Consider the following 17628-nt stretch of genomic DNA (forward strand, 5'->3'; position numbering starts at 1 on the left):
CTGTTAAAAAAACGCTAAGCCTTATCTCGTGCTAATATAGCGCGTTAGACCTCACAGGACGCAATGAGGTGACTTTTTAAAATCAGATTACCGACGGCTTTACGACACTTATGACGAAGAAAAAAGCACATAAACCTGGTTCGGCGACCATTGCGCTTAACAAGCGTGCTCGCCACGAGTATTTCATCGAAGAAGAATTCGAGGCCGGCCTTGCGTTGCAGGGCTGGGAAGTAAAATCGCTGCGTGCCGGGAAAGCCAATATCGGCGACAGCTACGTGATCCTGAAAGACGGTGAGGCCTTCCTGTTCGGCGCGAACTTTACGCCGCTGACCGTCGCCTCTTCACATTACGTTTGCGATCCTACCCGCACCCGTAAGCTGCTGCTGAACAAGCGCGAACTGGAATCCCTCTACGGACGCATCAACCGTGAAGGCTTCACAGTGGTGGCACTCTCTTTGTACTGGAAAAACGCCTGGTGCAAAGTGAAAATCGGCGTGGCGAAAGGTAAGAAACAACACGACAAGCGTACTGACCTGAAAGCACGCGAGTGGCAGCTCGACAAAGCACGTATCATGAAAAACGCAGGACGTTGATTCTGCGCGCTTATTGTACTATTCAATAAGTTAGCGTTTCGGGCTGGTGTCGAGGAAGTAAAATCTGGTATACTGAGTTCAACACTATTGGGGCTGATTCTGGATTCGACGGGATTTGCGAAACCCAAGGTGCATGCCGAGGGGCGGTTTGCCTCGTTAAAAGCCGCAAAAAAATAGTCGCAAACGACGAAAACTACGCTTTAGCAGCTTAATAACCTGCTAAGAGCCCTCTCTCCCTAGCTTCCGCTCTTAAGACGGGGATCAAAGAGAGGTCAAACCCAAAAGAGATCGCGTGGAAACCCTGCCTGGGGTTGAAGCGTTAAAACTAATCAGGCTAGTTCGTTAGTGGCGTGTCTGTCCGCAGCTGGCGTGCGAATGTAAAGACAAACTAAGCATGTAGTACCGAGGATGTAGAAATTTCGGACGCGGGTTCAACTCCCGCCAGCTCCACCACTTTTTAGTTATTTGAAGTCCAATGAAGTCTACCAAGCCCGCACAGCGCAAGGTCTGCGGGCTTTTTTACGTCTATGGTAGTCTACCGAGAATTGCTAGAAGCTACTCGTTATGGCACCCTTTTTGGGACCCAAAATAAAGGGTCCAAAACTTGAGGGTCCCAAAATGGCAAAAATCGCTAAGAAGCTTACTGACACTGAAATCAAAAGCACCAAACCTGCCGAGAAAGAGGTTAACCTTTTTGACGGCGATGGTTTGCTCCTGCGAATCGCTCCCCTGGCGAAGGGAGGGAAGAAAAATTGGTATTTCAGATATACAGTGCCTGTGACCAAAAAGCGAACTAAGGTGAGCTTAGGAACCTATCCTCATCTTACACTTGCCAAGGCACGAGCTTTACGTGATGAATACTTGTCGTTGCTTGCAAATGGTATAGACCCACAAGTTCATAACACCCAGAAAGCCAATGCCCTAAAAGATGCAACGGAACATACATTTCAAGCAGTAGCCAAGAAGTGGCTTGATGAGAAAGTCAAAACGTCAGGCATCTCCCAGGACCATGCTAACGACATCTGGCGAAGCCTTGAACGAAATATTTTCCCCGGTCTGGGTAATGTGCCAATCAATGAGATCCGTCCCAAGCTCTTAAAACAGCATCTTGATCCAATTCAACAACGAGGAGTACTGGAAACTTTGCGACGGCTCATTTCCAGGTTGAATGAAATCTTCCGTTGGGCGGCGACAGAAGAGCTGATTGAATTTAACCCCGCAGATAATCTGGGCCAACGTTTCAGTAAGCCTAAAAAGCAGAATATGCCTGCCCTACCCCCCTCTGAACTCCCTCGTTTTCTGGCAGCACTGAACAATGCATCTGTCCGTTTAGAAACAAGACTACTGATTGAATGGCAACTTCTCACATGGGTTCGCCCCGGTGAAGCTGTCCGTGCAAGATGGTCTGATATAGATATGGATAACAGCATGTGGAACATCCCGGCTGAATTTATGAAGATGAAAAAACCTCATAAGGTTCCATTAAGCAAAGAATCTCTTCGGATACTTAAATCTATGGAATCAATCAGTGGGCACCGCGAGTGGGTATTTCCCAGCATAAAGGCTCCATTAAACCATATGCATGAACAAACAGCGAACGCAGCAATTATCCGTATGGGTTTTGGAGGTGAACTTGTTGCCCATGGAATGCGATCTATTGCAAGAACGGCAGCGGAAGAGTCAGGAAAATTCAGGACAGATGCACTTGAAGCGGCCCTTGCCCACTCAAAAAAAGACGAAATTATCGCTGCATATAATCGGGCGGAATATATTACCGAACGAGTAGCTCTCATGCAGTGGTGGGGAGAGTATGTCCAGGCGCAACAGCTTAAAATTTTTGCTGCCTGAATGGACGAAAGGCTACTAATCAGTAGCCTTTCCAATTTCCCCATACATGGGGCAAATAACAAACTGTACATAATACAGGATAGATATCAGCAAAAACTCTTGATGACATATATTATTAATAAATCATTTTTCAATAACATCCATTCCTGTGAATAATTTATTTCTATAATTAATATTAAATCTGGTAATGCCATTATATTTTTTAAAAAATCCATACCCCTCCCCTCGTTACTTATAATTAAATGAAGATATAATTCATCACAACCCTGCCAAATAAAACTAATTTTTACTTACAGGCAATCAACTTTAAAAAAAGAACTAAGAAAACTTTATGTTCGATAATGATTTCACACCTACACAGTTACCATTCACTTTTATAGCCATTATAATACTGATCTAAAGAAGTGTATTTCAGGACTTCACTTGCACAATCGAAGATATATATTACAAGCCCTGGCAACTCTGCAAGAGAAGCCTTTGAAATCAATGCAAGTGAAGCATTTAAACAAAGGTTTCATTTAGCTTCCTTTGAGCTACTAAAACAATGAATTTGGTGTTTCTCTTAAACTATAAGAGAAGTTGTTAAAATCATTGTAAGCGAAACATTTAAACAGCCTTTTCATTTAGCTTCCTTTAAGCTACCAAAGCGATGGACTCGGAACTTCTCCTAAACTACAATAGAAGCTTTAAAAGAAATACAAAAGAAGCTTTATGTATTTATATAATAACATAGCCCCCTACGATTTTTTATTATTATACGAAATGAAGCAAGGGCTAACCCTGCGAAGCCGCTGCGCTTGCTTCTCCGGATTGCCCTTGCTTTTCTTCCCTTTGGTCAGAAAAGAAAAGCAGGCCCCCGTGCCACCTGCCTGTAATGCTGTTCATTCTGCTGATACGGTAATACTGTGCACGTTCTTCTGCAGACTATGTGGGATCAGCATCTAAGCTTCCCTGACGTTATTGTCGTATATCAAACCACTATCGGAGAACGCATGCTAAATAATGATCCATTCGAATATAAATCCGCTATCGATTCAGACGTTATTTTTCAATTATTACTCTCTTATCTTTATGTCAGAAAGTTATCTCTCATATTAATATGCAATAAAATTTCATCATTCGCATTTAAAATAATTAAAAATAAATTTGAAAAACAAAAATTCATTGATTATTGTTATTTAACATTATAACAAAGGAGATAAAACATGAGCCAGAAATCACAGAACAAAAACACACTGAACCTCTTCAAAATAAAATCACCCGCAGAACTCAAAAAACTATTAAAGGCAGGGGTGGACATAAACACACTCAGTTCATCGAACCAGAATGCTTTGTTTCATTGCAAATACCCTGAACTTATGAAAGCAATGATTAACGCCGGAATAAATATTAACCATACTGACACGTTCAACAGGAATGCACTTTTTTATGCACCCTGCTCAGAAACTATGAATATACTGACTGAGAACGGGGTTGATATCAACCATACAGACACGCTGGGCAGAAATGCGCTCTTTTACACCAATGACGCTGAATCTGCCCGGTTACTGGTAAAACATGGAATCAACATAAACCATACTGACCTTGAAGATAAAAATGCTCTTTTCTTTGCGGCCAGCGAAAGCTCAGCCAGAGAACTAATCGACAGCTGTATCGATATTAATCACACTGACAGCTTTGGAAGAAATGCGCTTTTTTACAACTGTGAACCTGACGTTGTACGCCTGCTCATTCAACGAGGTATAAATGTTAACAACAGGGACATATACGGTCATAATCCTGTTAATATTACCGGCATTACTCCTGAATTGCTGAATGTTTATTTCGCTGCAGGCCTTGATCCTGACATACTGGACTACTATGGAAACAGCTTAATTTTTTACCCTTATAACAAATCAATCACAGACATTTTAATCAACAATGGTTGCGATATAAATCGTGTTAATAACAATGGGGAAACCGTCTTTGAATACATACAGACCATGTTATTCAGCAACCGTCAACTTGATCAGTGTCTCAGCGTAGTAACGCATTACATTCACCTGATTAAAGCCAGACCATTAATTTTTAATCGTCTCACTTTTGGCTGCCTTGAGTTGATCAAAATATTACAAAGCCAGAATATCGATTACAAAATCAATGAGCGTTGCGTTGTAAGATACGCCAACAAAGACATTAAAAAATTCATTACTGAAGTGCAGAAAGTCACTGATATCAGCCACATTACGCTTTGCTCATGGTATGATACGCCGCTTGTCAGTTTAAAAAACAAGGAAATTATTAAGTGGTTTATAAGGAATAATATTAAGGTAAACGTTAATGATATTGAAGAACCAGAGGTTCGCACTGAAATCCTTTCCTATCTTGCACTCAGGGAAAGTAAAGAAATCAAAATCATTATGAAATCGGATAAAAAACACGCTAACGGTAAAAGAAGGCTGTGAGGACTGCCTTCTCATTTTCAGTTTTTGTTCAACCGCAGGAGCATACATAAAGACTTTATGCTCCGGCAGTCAACAGGGTCACTGTACAGCGTGATAAAGCTGTCAGCGCCCTCTGACATGCTACGTATAATTAAAGGTTGTGTGAATAGTGTTCCTGGCGCTCTGACAAAATAAAAAACACCGCAGTTTATAGAGTACAGTAAAATTTCCGCCCCGCTAAATGAACTTAAATGCTGATTTTGTAATCCGCTACAGGAGGAAAGAATAACCAGGAGATAAGCCATTTTTTTACATCACATAAAAACAAACATTAATAAACAACATATTATTTGTATCCATCATCTTCATTGTTAATCTTAACAACAATTTTCAGCGGAGAGCAAAAACATATGGCAACCGTACATTACACACCAGTCTAAAAATATTTTAGACATATAATCAGGTATTGATGATATAGCTAATAACGTCCCAACAGAACCTATGGTTTTTGTTATATGAATAATAGCAAGAACTACCATTTTATTTATTCCGACAAACAAATACAATAACCACTCTACAATCTTAAGTTAATTTTATTATTCCACCTGACATTTATGCCACTCATTTTAAACCTATATTGCACCTTCATGCAAAAAATAATTAAAAATAAATTTGAAAAATAAAAAATCATTGGTTATTGTTATTTTTATTATAAACCGCAGGAGATATATAATGAAAAACAAAAATAATAAAAACAATGACAGTCTGTTCACAGCCAAATCAAGAAAAGATGTTATTCGTTCACTAAAGATGGGTGCAGATATCAATACGCTCAATGAGCATGGACAAAATGCATTATTTCACTGTCGCACTCTCAAGGCGGCGCAGGCCATGATTGATGCGGGAATAAACATTCACCACCTGGATAATAAGGCAGAAAATGCATTATTCCATATCAATGATAAAAATATCATTGAACTCCTTATTCGCAATGGAATTAATATCAATCACAGAGATCAGTCTGGTCGGTTAGCCTTTCCGAACTTTTCCGTCACACCAGAAGTAATGACACTACTTATCAAGTCAGGCCTTGATATCCATTCACTTGATAATCATGGGCGTACACTCCTTTTCAACCCCTTGCTCGCTGGTATCTATATTTTATTAATTGAAGCAGGCTGTGATATAAATCACAGGGATCATAATGGCCAGACTGCTTTTGATTTTCTGCAATCAAGCCAGTACGATATCGCGCTGGCTTGTTCTGTTCATTTAAAAGACCGTTCACCCGTCATTTTTAAACATTTAACATATTCCAGTATAGAGTTGATGTATGAACTGAATCAACAAGGAATAGATTTTGGTATAGGCAACCAGTGCAGATTATCTATCGATGAAAACGAGACTAAAGAAATCATTACGTTAGCAAAGGAAATTACAGACCTCAGCCATGTAACATTTTGTCTTGGTAACTCTGGATTACCTATTATAAAACATGCAAGTAAATCTTTTATAAAGTTACTTATCGACTGCAATATAACAGTGGATACAGATTTATTGAAAGATCGCGATCTCTACGATGAAATAATTCAATACAAAAATATTTAACCCTGAGACTTTACCGAAGCACAACCCGAGTAGCCAGCTAACGGCAAGACGTGAGCGATAAAGTAGATGTATATCTTTACTTCCGTGTGGGGATGGAAATGGAGAAGGAGCCGCACTGATGTAAGGTCTCCAACACTGCAATCAGGCGTTCCACCGCAACGTCTTTATCGCTGTTCACGATAACGGTGGTAGTTTGGTTTTCCTGCTACTGTTGCTTCAGGGTCTGTACCAACCTATCAAGGACCAGCGGTTGGCCGTCCAACTGCAGCTGTTCATTGGCGCCGAGGGAAATAATGGTTTTTTGTGGTTTAGTTGAGGTAAATCCCGCTATCTTGCGGAGCATTTTCCGTTAATCAGCCCGATGAATATAGTGTCTATAGCAGCAAAAGTATGCTCAATGCGCATATTCTTATCGATGATAACGCACGGCATTTCGGGCAATTTCGTGGAGAAGGTATTTTGTTTTCCATACCACATAATAAGCCGGTCAGAGGTTTCCACCGTATATACAACTTGCTGGAAATTGAAAGTATTTTACTGCTGAATGGTAAATTCCCACAATGTATAATCGTAATAAACTGCGGTACAGTGCCTGGATTCAACTGAATGTTTTCATGAGACGACACTTTTACAATTATCGCTTCTGGCACTTAGCGGACCGCATAAAACGTGGCGAGGTCTGCTGTAAGCGGCAAGCGGAAGTTCACCTATTTAACAGTGTCGCAGTTGACATTGCGTTGGCCGAAAGATTAGGGATTACTTAACTTAATAAGGTACGTAGAGTTTTGGGAACTTCTTCATGAGGATGTCTGAATGGACAGTACTTCGCTTCAAGATCTCGCTTTTCAGATGTTTAAACTGGCAACTAAAAACGCATGACACTTATGCAGAATACTTTACTTTAGTATGTATTTATCTCATATGCACGACCAATTTCTGTGAATGAACTCAGTGAGAGTTGGTTCTTCATTGAATAACAGGGAATCAACGTTACTTAGCCTCAGAATTTTTTAAAAACAATACAAATACCAATTAATCAAACTAATTCCCCTGTAACGCCATAATGAGATTAGCTAAAATAACTAACACGTCTTAATTGTTTCTCTCTTGAAGTAAACGCGATTTTCAACTATCAGTTAACTTTTATTTATTCAATCATTTGTATCAGCTTTTTCAAAACCTCCGAGCAACGTTTTTTTTTCCATACTAACTCCCATTCCTGTATCAAATTTAAATCGTCTAAAGTCAAGAATGTTACATTAGGCGGTGCCAAATGTTGGGTGCCCTCCGCAACAATGGTACATCCCATTCCAGCGGATACTAATGTTAGCATCGATACCGCATCAACACCCTGCATAACGGAACGCGGTGTAAAACCTGCTTTGAAAAAGCAATGTATGAGTCTGTCATGCCATACAGGCGCAGCAGTTCTTGGGATCCAAATAAAATCCAAATCCTGTAATTCTCTCAAATATTGAGGTTTTTTATTATCTGGCCAACGCCATTCTGAGGGATATGCTAATAACATTCTTTCCTTGAAAATGGGGATCCCCTCAAATGAGGGATCATTCTGAGGTCTGAATAATAAAAAGCCTGCATCCAGTTGACCTTCTGCAATCTTTTTAAGCTGAACCTCCGAAACAAGATGGTGAAGAGTGATACCTACATGCGGCACCTCGTTTTTAAATTTTCTGAGCAAACTCGTTATTGAGGGGGCTGCATTTTGTATAACAGGAAGAGCAAGAGAGATATTTCCACTCTCTCCGCGTGAAGCACGTGACGCTCGCTCCCTTGCTGCGCCTGCAGCATCAAGCAACTTTTCCGCGTCTAACCAGAATTGAGTGCCGGCATCTGTAAGCGTTACTCCCCTTCCCGTTCGTTCCAATAACAGCACTCCCAAATCATCCTCCAGCTTTTGGATCTGACGAGTTAACGCTGGCTGAGCGATATGAAGTTCTTTGGCCGCCTGACTGATGCTACCCAGTTTAGCCACTGTGGTGAAGTAACGAAATTGGCGTAGTTCCATAGTTATACCTCAATGGCATGAGTGAGATGTTTAAAAGGTATTTTACGTTATACCCACCGTATATCTATCATTCCTGTTGAGTGGGTTCAAGCCCGTGTCGAGCGGCGGTCGAGATAATAATTAAACAATCCAGTGACCAGGAATTGTTATGTGAATTTACTCACTAAAAAATGAAAAATTGCTTTACCTCCTTAAAAACTTACTTCTAAACCCTATGAATAATGAGAGTTATGGTATGTCCTATAAAAATGAAATGAAGCTAAATGTGAAACGTCTCACAGAATTTAGACATGATTTACATATGTATCCTGAGCTGAAATTTGAAGAATATCGTACGTCAGAGAAAATCGCCGAGTACCTCACTACTTTGGGCGTCCCCTTCAAACGTGGTCTGGCGACTACAGGTATTGTTGGCAGCATATATGGGATTAATCGTAGTGCTGATAACCCGGGCCCAGCTCTGGGAATCAGAGCTGATATAGATGCTCTTCCAATGGAAGAAGCTAATGATTTCGAGTATGTAAGTAAGCATAAAGGATGTATGCATGCTTGTGGTCATGACGGACATACAGCAATGTTGCTCGGTGCTGCTGAACTTCTTTCTGCCGATCGTAATTTCGATGGCACTGTTCACCTTATTTTCCAGCCAGGGGAAGAAGGCGGTGCCGGAGCTCGCGTCATGATGAATGAAGGACTTTTCAAAGCATTTCCTTGCCAGGCGGTTTTTGCATTACATAACTGGCCAGATTTACTTCAAGGACAGATGGGTATAAAAAGCGGCCCAATTATGGCTTCAGGAATTACATTTGAAGTCATTGTTCAAGGTAAAGGCGGACACGCCGCTCTGCCACATTCGACTATTGATCCTGTTCCGATAGCTTGCGCCATAGTTACACAACTGCAAACATTAGTTTCACGCCGTATTAATCCACTGGATGCAGCGGTTCTGACTATAGGTAAAATAGAGGCGGGAAGCTCCCCGAACATCATACCTGCTGAAGCCAGAATTTCTGGAACATGTCGGACTCTGACAGATGACACTCAATTATTACTTTTAGAGGGTGTAAAACGTATTTCTCACTATATAGCTGAAGCACATGATGCACATGCCGAGGTGATTATTAACGGGGCGGGCTATCCCAACACCACTAATCATCCTGAAGAAGCTAATTTTATGGCAAGAGTCATGGACGAAATGGTGGGTGAAAATAATGCTAATACTAATGTCCGCCCTGCTATGACCGCTGAAGATTTTGGGTTCATGCTAAAAGAAGTACCAGGGGCGTATGGGTGGATTGGGAATGGTAGCACTGGCGTTGTTGGTGGAGATCTTCATAGTACGTCTTACGATTTTAACGACAAAAACATTACGTTAGGTGCATACTTTTGGGAAAAACTTGCTCGCCAATGGTTTCTTACTGAGGCAAAAAACAGTTAACAGCATTGACAATGAGATAAATATTTAAAAGGTAAACCACTTTACTTCTCAGGCTAACAGAAACTGTTTTTTACCACCCGTCAGGCCGATAAGGAATAAAAATGAACAGTGATAATAATATTTCCCAAAGAGTAGATATCGAAGAAATCGCACAGAAACCGACCCGGCAAAGATTTTATGTGTTAGCGATTCTTTTTATTAGCCTTTCGGTTATATATTTAGACCGCGTTAATATTTCTATCATTGCTGCAAACACTCAGTTTTTACAAGAGATGGATCTGGTAGGCAAACCGATATACATCGGATTATTAATGAGTTTGTTTTTAATTACCTATGGAGTTTCAAATGTTGTGTTAAGCCCTATAGGTGATCTCATTGGCCCCCGAAAAGCGATGCTTATAGCCTATATCATTATAAGCTTATCTCTTCTTTTGGGTGGGTTATCAAGTATATTTGGGATGTTATTAGGCACTCGTATATTATTAGGGTTGGGTGAAGGCCTTTACTATCCCATGCAAAATACATTTATCAAAAACTGGTTTCCACCCAGAGAAAGAGGAAGAGCAAATACAGCATGGATTTTAGGACAGTCTCTCTCCCCAGCTGTCGCCATGCCTGTTTTTACCTGGATAATTGCAGAGTACTCATGGCGGCATACATTTTATTTCTCCTTTGCGTTAAGTTTGATTCCTCTTATCTTGATTTATTTGTTCGCAACAAATACGCCACGCGAAAACAAATATATCAATAAACATGAGCTTGAGATCATAGAGAAAAGCGGAAAAACCAATAACTTAGTAAGTAATTCAAGTGAAAAGCCATCAATCATTACGCGTTCTAAAATCTATCTCTGCAATGCTAATTTTTGGATGCTGCTAATCATTTTCTCTTCAAATTCAATGTTGTCATGGGGAGTTGTTACCTGGCTTCCAACCTATCTGAATACTGAACGCGGTTTTTCATGGTCTAATGTCGGCTGGATGTCATCATTACCCTTTATTTTTGGTTTACTCTTCAAGATCGCCTCCGGAATTGTAGTCGATCGAACGGGTAAAAAAGGGATAATTATGCTTATCTCTGCCCTGTTGTGCGCTGCTGGCATTCTGGCTGGAGTGAATATCACTAACAATAACATAGCTGCGATAATGATATCATTTGGTATTGGGGCCTCATCAATGCAACTTCCCTGTGTATTTACCTTGTTGCAAGGTATGGTTCCTTCTGAAGCGATATCCTCTGCCGCAGGGGCACTGAATGGAATGGCGGTAGGTTTTGGTGCTTTATCCCCGGTATTAATAGGTTTGATATTAAGTTTAACCCAAAACTTTTCTTCTGTTATGTATTTACTGGTTGGCATAGTACTCATCGGCGGACTGGTTTCACTGTTTTTTGCTGTGAGGCGCCTTTAATTTTTAGCTTATAAATCTCTTCTTAAATTCGTCATCATGAAAATGGCGGCATTCTAATGTCGCCATTCATCTTTATATTGAAAAAATTGACCTGACTCAGCCCTTTCATTAAGTTTTTTTTGTGAAACTGATTCACTTTAATTGTGAGTTTTATTTCATGCAGCGATAGTTTTCTAAAAAAACACATAGAAATCGCTAACTTACCAAGCGGGAAAGATAATCTATTAATAATTGATACATTTTCTACCTTGTAGCTCTTTTATTTACTCCAGACAATGATTTTGCAACATGAAACAACACAGCCCTTAACAATAATAACCACATTAACTGAGTTATTTATTTTTACTACCAGATTTTCATCATTGATGCAGGAAAATCACTATTCAAAAGTTCAGGTGTCTTAATGAAAAACCAGGCAGAAATAGTTGTTATAGGAAGTGGTTTTGGCGGTGCAATTGCAGCGAAACGTCTTGCGGATGCCGGACGCGATGTGCTGATGCTGGAAAGAGGTCCGTGGCGCGATACGGTACCCAATCGCTCGCTTGGCCTTGATAACCTTGCGCCTCTGCCTCAGGGAAGAAAAGCCTTTACGCACGGTTTAAGATCGCTCGGTTCGCACCGATTAAAGAAATTTGTCCTGCTTAATAAAAAAGGATTTATTGAAGCCTTTAGTGGTAAAGGCATTAATATTATCTGCTCCTCCAGCGTCGGTGGGGGCAGTCACGTCTATGCCGCTATGCTGGCCAAACCCTCAGATCCCGATTACTGGGCCAATCGTCATCCCCTGTTATCAAAAACGGTAATGGATGGTTATTATGCCGAAATTCTGGCGCTTCTGAAGGCCAGACCTGTTAACGATGACGATCGCGTGCCGAATAATCTCAGCCAGACCGGTTACTATGGAACATTATCTTCGCAGGGAATGGCTAATCCTTTTATCGGGATCCTGCTTCCTGCAAATCCCGGCACTGTTGCCAAAGTCGTGGATACCCATGGTGTAGAGCGCTGGGAGTGTGAATATAAGAATAACAGCATTCTTGGCTCCCCCACAGGTGCCAAAACCACGCTCGATTTTTCGGTTGTCTGGCCTGCGATACGCAGTGGCCTCGTTGTTCGTGATATGTGCGAAGTTACTGACATACACAGGCTACAAACAAGCGATGCTGACGGTATGCGCTATGAAATCCACTATCGCGATCATCATAAAAACAGGAATGAACATGTGCGTGCCCGGCATGTGATTTTAGCCGCAGGCTGTCTGAACACGGTCCGTTTGCTGATGAACAGTCGTAACGATAGCTCGGGCTTGGTGGGTATGCCGCACCTGGGTAAAGGATTTGGGACCAATGGCGGCTATTTCGGTTTCTGGAAAGAGAATAGCACTCACGATCTCTCAACCGGCCTTCCCCTGTGCGGCCCGTTCCGGGTGGCAAATTCCACCAGCACATCCGTTCAGGTACTGCGCGCCGCAATCCAGGGACTGGACGACATGCCATGCCCCGCCTTCCTTAAAAAATGGTTTCGAAGAAACGCCTTTATCGTTGCGCTGGGCAAAGATAATAACAACGGCGTAATGTCTTTAAAACGTGGCAAATTCAACGTGGCCTATAACAAGGCGGAAAGTCACGTCTATCAGGAGATAGATAACGAAGTCAGTGAGATTAAAGCCAGGACCGGTACCCAAATCTACTCCCCTTCTTCACCCGTCACCGTCCAGCCCCTCGGAGGCGCCAGTCTGGGTACTTCTAATCAGGACGGCGTGATTGGTGCCAACGGTGAGGTGTTTGACAATCCGGGCCTGTATATCGCCGATGCGGCCGCGCTACCCGAGTCCCCTGGCAGACCACCCAGCCTGACCATTGCCGTCTGGGCTGCCAACGTTGCCGACAGACTCCTCGACACGCTCAGGCATGAGTCTTTGCAACAGCACGATCCGGCTTCGCAATCCCGTTAGTACCCCAAAGCGTGAATTTTTCCGAACGGAGCAGTTTAGCCAGCCGCTCCGCCCTTCCCACCGTCCCACCCGGATGTCCGCTTAACAGTGTCCCGGCGGGATCAGTTACAAGGTTGGTCAATGACAAAGCAAGTTGAAGTACTGATTATTGGCAGCGGTTTTGGCGGCGCGATTGCCGCACGACGCCTGGCCGCTGCGGGCCGAGATGTCTTAATGCTTGAGCGTGGTCCCTGGCGCGATACGGTGCCGAACCGTTCAATCGGACTCAAAAATCTCGTGCCACTCCCCCAGGGAAATAAAGCCTTTACGCATGGTCTGAGAACGGTAGGCTCGCACCTGTTCAAAAAGACATTTACGCTTAATAACAAAGGCTTTATCGAAGCCTACGCCGGTAAGGGTATCAATATCATATGCTCGTCGGGTGTCGGTGGTGGCAGCCATGTTTATGCCGGTTTTCTGGACAGGCCACTGGCCGCAAACTACTGGGATAACCATCATCCGGAGATTACCCAGGAGAAAATGGAGCGCTACTATGACGAGATCATTAAAGCCTTTAATGCCCGTCCGCTTACTGCTGCCGACAAAGCGCCAAACCGCATCGAAGAAGCGAATTATGATGGCTTGCTCACCCCCCTCGGCGATCCGGCAATCGGCATGCTGGTGCCAGAACAGCCCGGCTTCCCGGTCAAAATAACGGATCATAATGGTATCGAGCGCTGGGAGTGTGATATGAAAAATAACAGCTTCCTGGGTTCGCCTTCGGGGGCAAAAACCACCCTCGACTTTACCTTTATCTGGCCTGCGGTAAAACAGGGGCTGGTTGTACAAGAGATGTGTGAAGCCCTGTCGATCTACAGGCTTGAATCGCAAGCAGACACGTCCATGCGCTATGAAGTGCGTTATCGCAATCATCTTAGTGGTAAAGTAGAAAGCGTACAGGCAGAACATCTTATTCTGGCTGCCGGAGCCCTGAATACCCTGCGACTGCTACTTCGCAGCCGCGACATTGAAGGGGGTCTCACGGGTATGCCCCGGCTCGGCCAGAAATTCAGTGGTAACGGTGACTTCTTCGGCGTCTGGAAAGAGAACAGCGCTACCGATCTGTCGAAAGGTATGCCTATTGCTTCCCCTTTCCGCCTGAAGGACTCCACTAACGAGCGAGTGATTGTCCTTCGCGCCAGCATTCAGGGCCTGGACGATATCCCTGTACCGTCGTTCCTTAAGCGTTGGTTACGTAAACAATCGGTCATCATTGCCTTTGGCGGCGACGACAGCAACGGCTCCGTCACCACTAGGGGCGGTAAGTTTAAAATTAATTACAGTAAAAAAGAGAACAGTATTTATACAGACATTAGTGATGAGTTAAAAAACATTAAGGCGCGTACTAAGACAAAAATCTATGCGCCGCGTAATCCGGTTACCGTTCACCCTATGGGGGGAGCCTGTCTGGGGACGTCAAATGCGGATGGCGTGGTCGGTGCGGATGGTGAAGTATTCGATCATCCTGGATTGTACATTGCCGACTCATCTGCGCTACCAGCCTCTCCAGGCGGCGCGCCTAGCCTGACTATTGCCGCCTGGTCGGCCAACGTCGCGGACAGGCTGATAATAAAACTGGAAGAAAGTGACGCCACCGCCGTTAAAGAACAGCAGGCAGTGGCCTAACAGGAATCAAGCCCGCCTTTTGCGGGCTTGTTACCTTTGATGGCGCTCCCCCACTATTATCGCCAGAAATGCCAGGATAACCGGAACCAGTGAACCCCATAATACGGCGTTCCATCCATAGAGATTCAGTAGCGCTCCTGACGAGAACGAGCCAACGATCATCACGCCAAACACCACAAAATCGTTCAGCGATTGCACTTGGGTCTTCTCTTCTGGCCTATGGAAATCAATGATCCTGGCCGATGCGCCGATAAAGCCGAAATTCCAGCCTATCCCTAATAATATTAGCGATAGCCAGTAATGATGGATCTCTGTTCCACCTAGACCAGCAACCACAGAGCCAGCGGTAATTAACAACCCGACCGCCGCAACGCGCAGCGCGCCAAACCGACTGATAAGCTTACCGGTAAAATATCCCGGGCCGTACATGGCAATGACATGCCACTGAATACCGAGGTTTGAGGCTTCCTGCGAAATCCCGTGCATATGCATAGAAAGTGGTGCCGCAGTCATCAGAAAATTCATCACCATATAGGTTACTGCACCGCTGAATACGGTTCTGGCGAAACCCGGTTGGCGAACAATTTCTCTGAGCGGACGGCCACCGGAAGAAGAGGCCGCAACGACCTCTACCGGTTTAACGCCCATCAGAATAACGGCTGAAACGGCCGCTACCATCCCTTGGGCAATAAAAGTGATGGCGAACGTATGGGGTGGCCATAGATCCATTGTCCCGGTCACAAGCCCAGGCCCAATGACTCCGGCGACAACACCGCCGCCCATGACCAGTGACAGCGCTCGGGCTCGGCGTTCCGGCGAGACACCATCCGTCGCCGCAAAACGGAAGCTGAGCGCAACCGCCGCGTAGGCCCCTCCCACAAAAGCGGCAATACAAAAGAGCAAAAACGAACCGATAACCACCGCAAGAGCAGCCGTCAGCCCGGTAATAACCCCCGCTCCCGTGCCGGTCATAAATGCGGCTTTACGTCCCCGATGTCTTGCCAGCGCGCCAAATGGCAGGATTGACGCTGCCATCCCCAGGACGAACATGGTGACAGGGAGCGTCGAGAGCGACGCGCTGGGGGCTATGGCGTTGCCGACGATGGCGCCGGTAGCATAAAACACAACCGAATTTGCTCCTGCCAGTGCCTGAGCGGCCGACAGGCGGATGATATTGTTATTTTGCTCAGGTACGGAGAGAGCATGTTCTGTGGTCATCTAATGCAATATCCTTGTTTTACTTGCAGGTGAACGTTTAAGTGGGCAAGGTTAAGCGGCGATCCGGCGAGATCTTCAGGCGTGCCTGCGCTGCTGCAGGCATCAAATCAGGGAGGTTGCCATCGCCTCCCCAAAATTTATGCCCTTACCTGACAGTAAGGCTTTATCCCACTGCATTTGATTTGCCCCAAAGAGCATAATGACCGTCGATCCCAACATGAAGTGGCCAAGCTCATCGCCTTTGTTTAACCTTATCGCCGTATTATCCGTCTCCTGATAAGTGAAGGTCTGGATCAGGTCAGCATGGGGAGAAACCAGCCCATGCCAGACGGTATGGATAGAGGAAACGATCATTGCCCCTACCAGAACGATAGCCAGTGGCCCCTGCTCCGTATCAAACCGGCAAACGACACGCTCGTTTCGTGCAAAAAGACGCGGCACGGCGCCAGTAGTTACGCTATTTACTGAAAACAGTTTTCCGGGAATATACACCATCTCACGCAGCGTTCCGGACAGAGGCATATGGACACGGTGATAATCTCGTGGTGATAAATAGATCGTCGCATATTCGCCATTGATAAAGGGAAGAGTGCGTTCTGTATCACCGCCGAGAAGCTCCTGCAGGCTATATTTGTGTCCTTTGGCTTGCACAAGCGTATCGCTCTCCAGCGTTCCAAATTGCCCGAGAGTGCCGTCCGCCGGGCTGGCAATATCCTGCGGTCGGGCAGCAATCGGACGCAGATGTGCTTTCAGTCGGCGGGTAAAAAAGGCGTTAAAATTTTCATAATCTTCTGCCGTTTCCCCACGCGCAGCCTGCATATCCACAACGTATCGGGCGATAAATGCATTTATCAGCAGGGTTTTAAACCAGTGAACCCGATTTCGGGCAACATAACCCGTCAGCTGAGACAAAAGATGTTGCGGTACAAAGTACTGCACCAGTACAAATAAACGGTTACCCAGCACACTCATGTAAAGCTCCGTAGGAATAACGCCCGGCAGAACCAGCGCGGGGTCTTATTACAATATTGCTCCCACTGCAGGCCAAAAAGCCGCTGCATTCCTGCCTCTTCAACCTGGATATGCAGGATTGTCAGGAGTAAAATCAGAAAAGGGGTAACGAGTAAGCCAACTACACTGCCCAATAACAGGGCGGTAGCAAAATGCAGCCCCACAAAACCTAAATAGACCGGGTTACGAGAGAAGCGATAACAGCCTTCGGTCACCAGTTTACGGGTGCGATCCGGATGCAGTGCATTCAGGGACGTCTTATTATTCGTTAAGGTTAATAACCCTGCCAGGGTCAGACTAAGGCTTAACCCGCCTGCGAGCAGCGCTGCGCAGGTGCGCCACGGCCAGCGTATAATTTCATCCAGATAATAAAGCGTGGGCCAACTGCTTCCCACGTCGAACAACAGAAACAGCAGCAACAGCATCGGCGGCGGC

The 17628-nt window shown here is 44.4% G+C and carries 13 protein-coding genes, 1 other RNA gene and 1 pseudogene; 10 read left to right on the top strand and 5 right to left on the bottom strand.

The features are described from left to right. Positions 1–110: 110 nt before the first annotated feature. The 5 genes from smpB to SK47_RS16125 all read left to right on the top strand — a co-directional run bounded on the left by smpB (position 111) and on the right by SK47_RS16125 (position 6472). Positions 111–593, top strand: coding sequence for an SsrA-binding protein SmpB (gene smpB, locus SK47_RS16110; protein ID WP_003863115.1), 483 nt, complete (start codon positions 111–113; stop codon positions 591–593). Positions 594–682: 89 nt separating this feature from the next. After that, positions 683–1046, top strand: a transfer-messenger RNA (tmRNA) gene (gene ssrA, locus SK47_RS23355). A gap of 165 nt (positions 1047–1211) precedes the next feature. Next, the gene (locus SK47_RS16115; RefSeq protein WP_181007764.1) at positions 1212–2441 is read left to right on the top strand and encodes an integrase domain-containing protein; all 1230 of its coding nucleotides are present in this window, start codon (positions 1212–1214) and stop codon (positions 2439–2441) included. 1205 nt (positions 2442–3646) lie between these two features. Beyond that, positions 3647–4885, top strand: a complete 1239-nt coding sequence (locus tag SK47_RS16120) for an ankyrin repeat domain-containing protein (RefSeq protein ID WP_048244665.1) — start codon at positions 3647–3649, stop codon at positions 4883–4885. A gap of 711 nt (positions 4886–5596) precedes the next feature. Further along, a complete protein-coding gene (locus tag SK47_RS16125) occupies positions 5597–6472 on the top strand; it encodes an ankyrin repeat domain-containing protein (RefSeq protein WP_053071086.1) in 876 nt (291 codons plus the stop codon). A gap of 76 nt (positions 6473–6548) precedes the next feature. Here SK47_RS16125 and SK47_RS24480 read toward each other — a convergent pair. Beyond that, positions 6549–6782, bottom strand: a pseudogene (locus tag SK47_RS24480) (ExbD/TolR family protein); the annotation flags it as partial. Positions 6783–6862: 80 nt separating this feature from the next. Here SK47_RS24480 and SK47_RS24485 point away from each other — a divergent pair. Continuing rightward, positions 6863–7078, top strand: a complete 216-nt coding sequence (locus SK47_RS24485; protein ID WP_075262104.1) for a 5' nucleotidase, NT5C type — start codon at positions 6863–6865, stop codon at positions 7076–7078. Positions 7079–7619: 541 nt separating this feature from the next. Here the strand turns inward: SK47_RS24485 and SK47_RS16135 are convergent. Then, complete coding sequence (locus SK47_RS16135; protein ID WP_048244667.1) at positions 7620–8498, bottom strand: LysR family transcriptional regulator; 879 nt, start codon at positions 8496–8498, stop codon at positions 7620–7622. A gap of 235 nt (positions 8499–8733) precedes the next feature. On the opposite strand from SK47_RS16135, the gene SK47_RS16140 reads away from it, so the two are divergent. The 4 genes from SK47_RS16140 to SK47_RS16155 all read left to right on the top strand — a co-directional run bounded on the left by SK47_RS16140 (position 8734) and on the right by SK47_RS16155 (position 14964). Continuing rightward, positions 8734–9936, top strand: a complete 1203-nt coding sequence (locus SK47_RS16140; RefSeq protein ID WP_048244669.1) for an amidohydrolase — start codon at positions 8734–8736, stop codon at positions 9934–9936. A 101-nt stretch (positions 9937–10037) separates the two neighbouring features. Further along, the gene (locus SK47_RS16145; protein ID WP_048244671.1) at positions 10038–11345 is read left to right on the top strand and encodes an MFS transporter; all 1308 of its coding nucleotides are present in this window, start codon (positions 10038–10040) and stop codon (positions 11343–11345) included. 403 nt (positions 11346–11748) lie between these two features. Further along, positions 11749–13299 (top strand): GMC oxidoreductase, encoded by a 1551-nt coding sequence (locus SK47_RS16150; RefSeq protein ID WP_048244673.1) that lies wholly within the window; start codon positions 11749–11751, stop codon positions 13297–13299. A 120-nt stretch (positions 13300–13419) separates the two neighbouring features. Next, positions 13420–14964, top strand: coding sequence for a GMC family oxidoreductase (locus tag SK47_RS16155; RefSeq protein WP_048244675.1), 1545 nt, complete (start codon positions 13420–13422; stop codon positions 14962–14964). Positions 14965–14994: 30 nt separating this feature from the next. Here the strand turns inward: SK47_RS16155 and SK47_RS16160 are convergent, their stop codons facing one another. From SK47_RS16160 to SK47_RS16170, 3 genes are all read right to left on the bottom strand, one after another. Next, complete coding sequence (locus SK47_RS16160; RefSeq protein ID WP_048244677.1) at positions 14995–16182, bottom strand: MFS transporter; 1188 nt, start codon at positions 16180–16182, stop codon at positions 14995–14997. 102 nt (positions 16183–16284) lie between these two features. Then, a complete protein-coding gene (gene asd / locus SK47_RS16165) occupies positions 16285–17154 on the bottom strand; it encodes an archaetidylserine decarboxylase (protein ID WP_048244679.1) in 870 nt (289 codons plus the stop codon). Further along, positions 17151–17618: a methyltransferase family protein gene (locus tag SK47_RS16170; RefSeq protein ID WP_228732874.1), complete on the bottom strand. Its 468-nt coding sequence runs from the start codon at positions 17616–17618 to the stop codon at positions 17151–17153. Before SK47_RS16170 ends, asd begins: the two co-directional genes overlap by 4 nt. Between the last annotated feature and the right edge of the window lie 10 nt (positions 17619–17628).

This window comes from Enterobacter sp. BWH52 (genome assembly GCF_001037565.1).
GTDB lineage: Bacteria > Pseudomonadota > Gammaproteobacteria > Enterobacterales > Enterobacteriaceae > Enterobacter > Enterobacter hormaechei_C.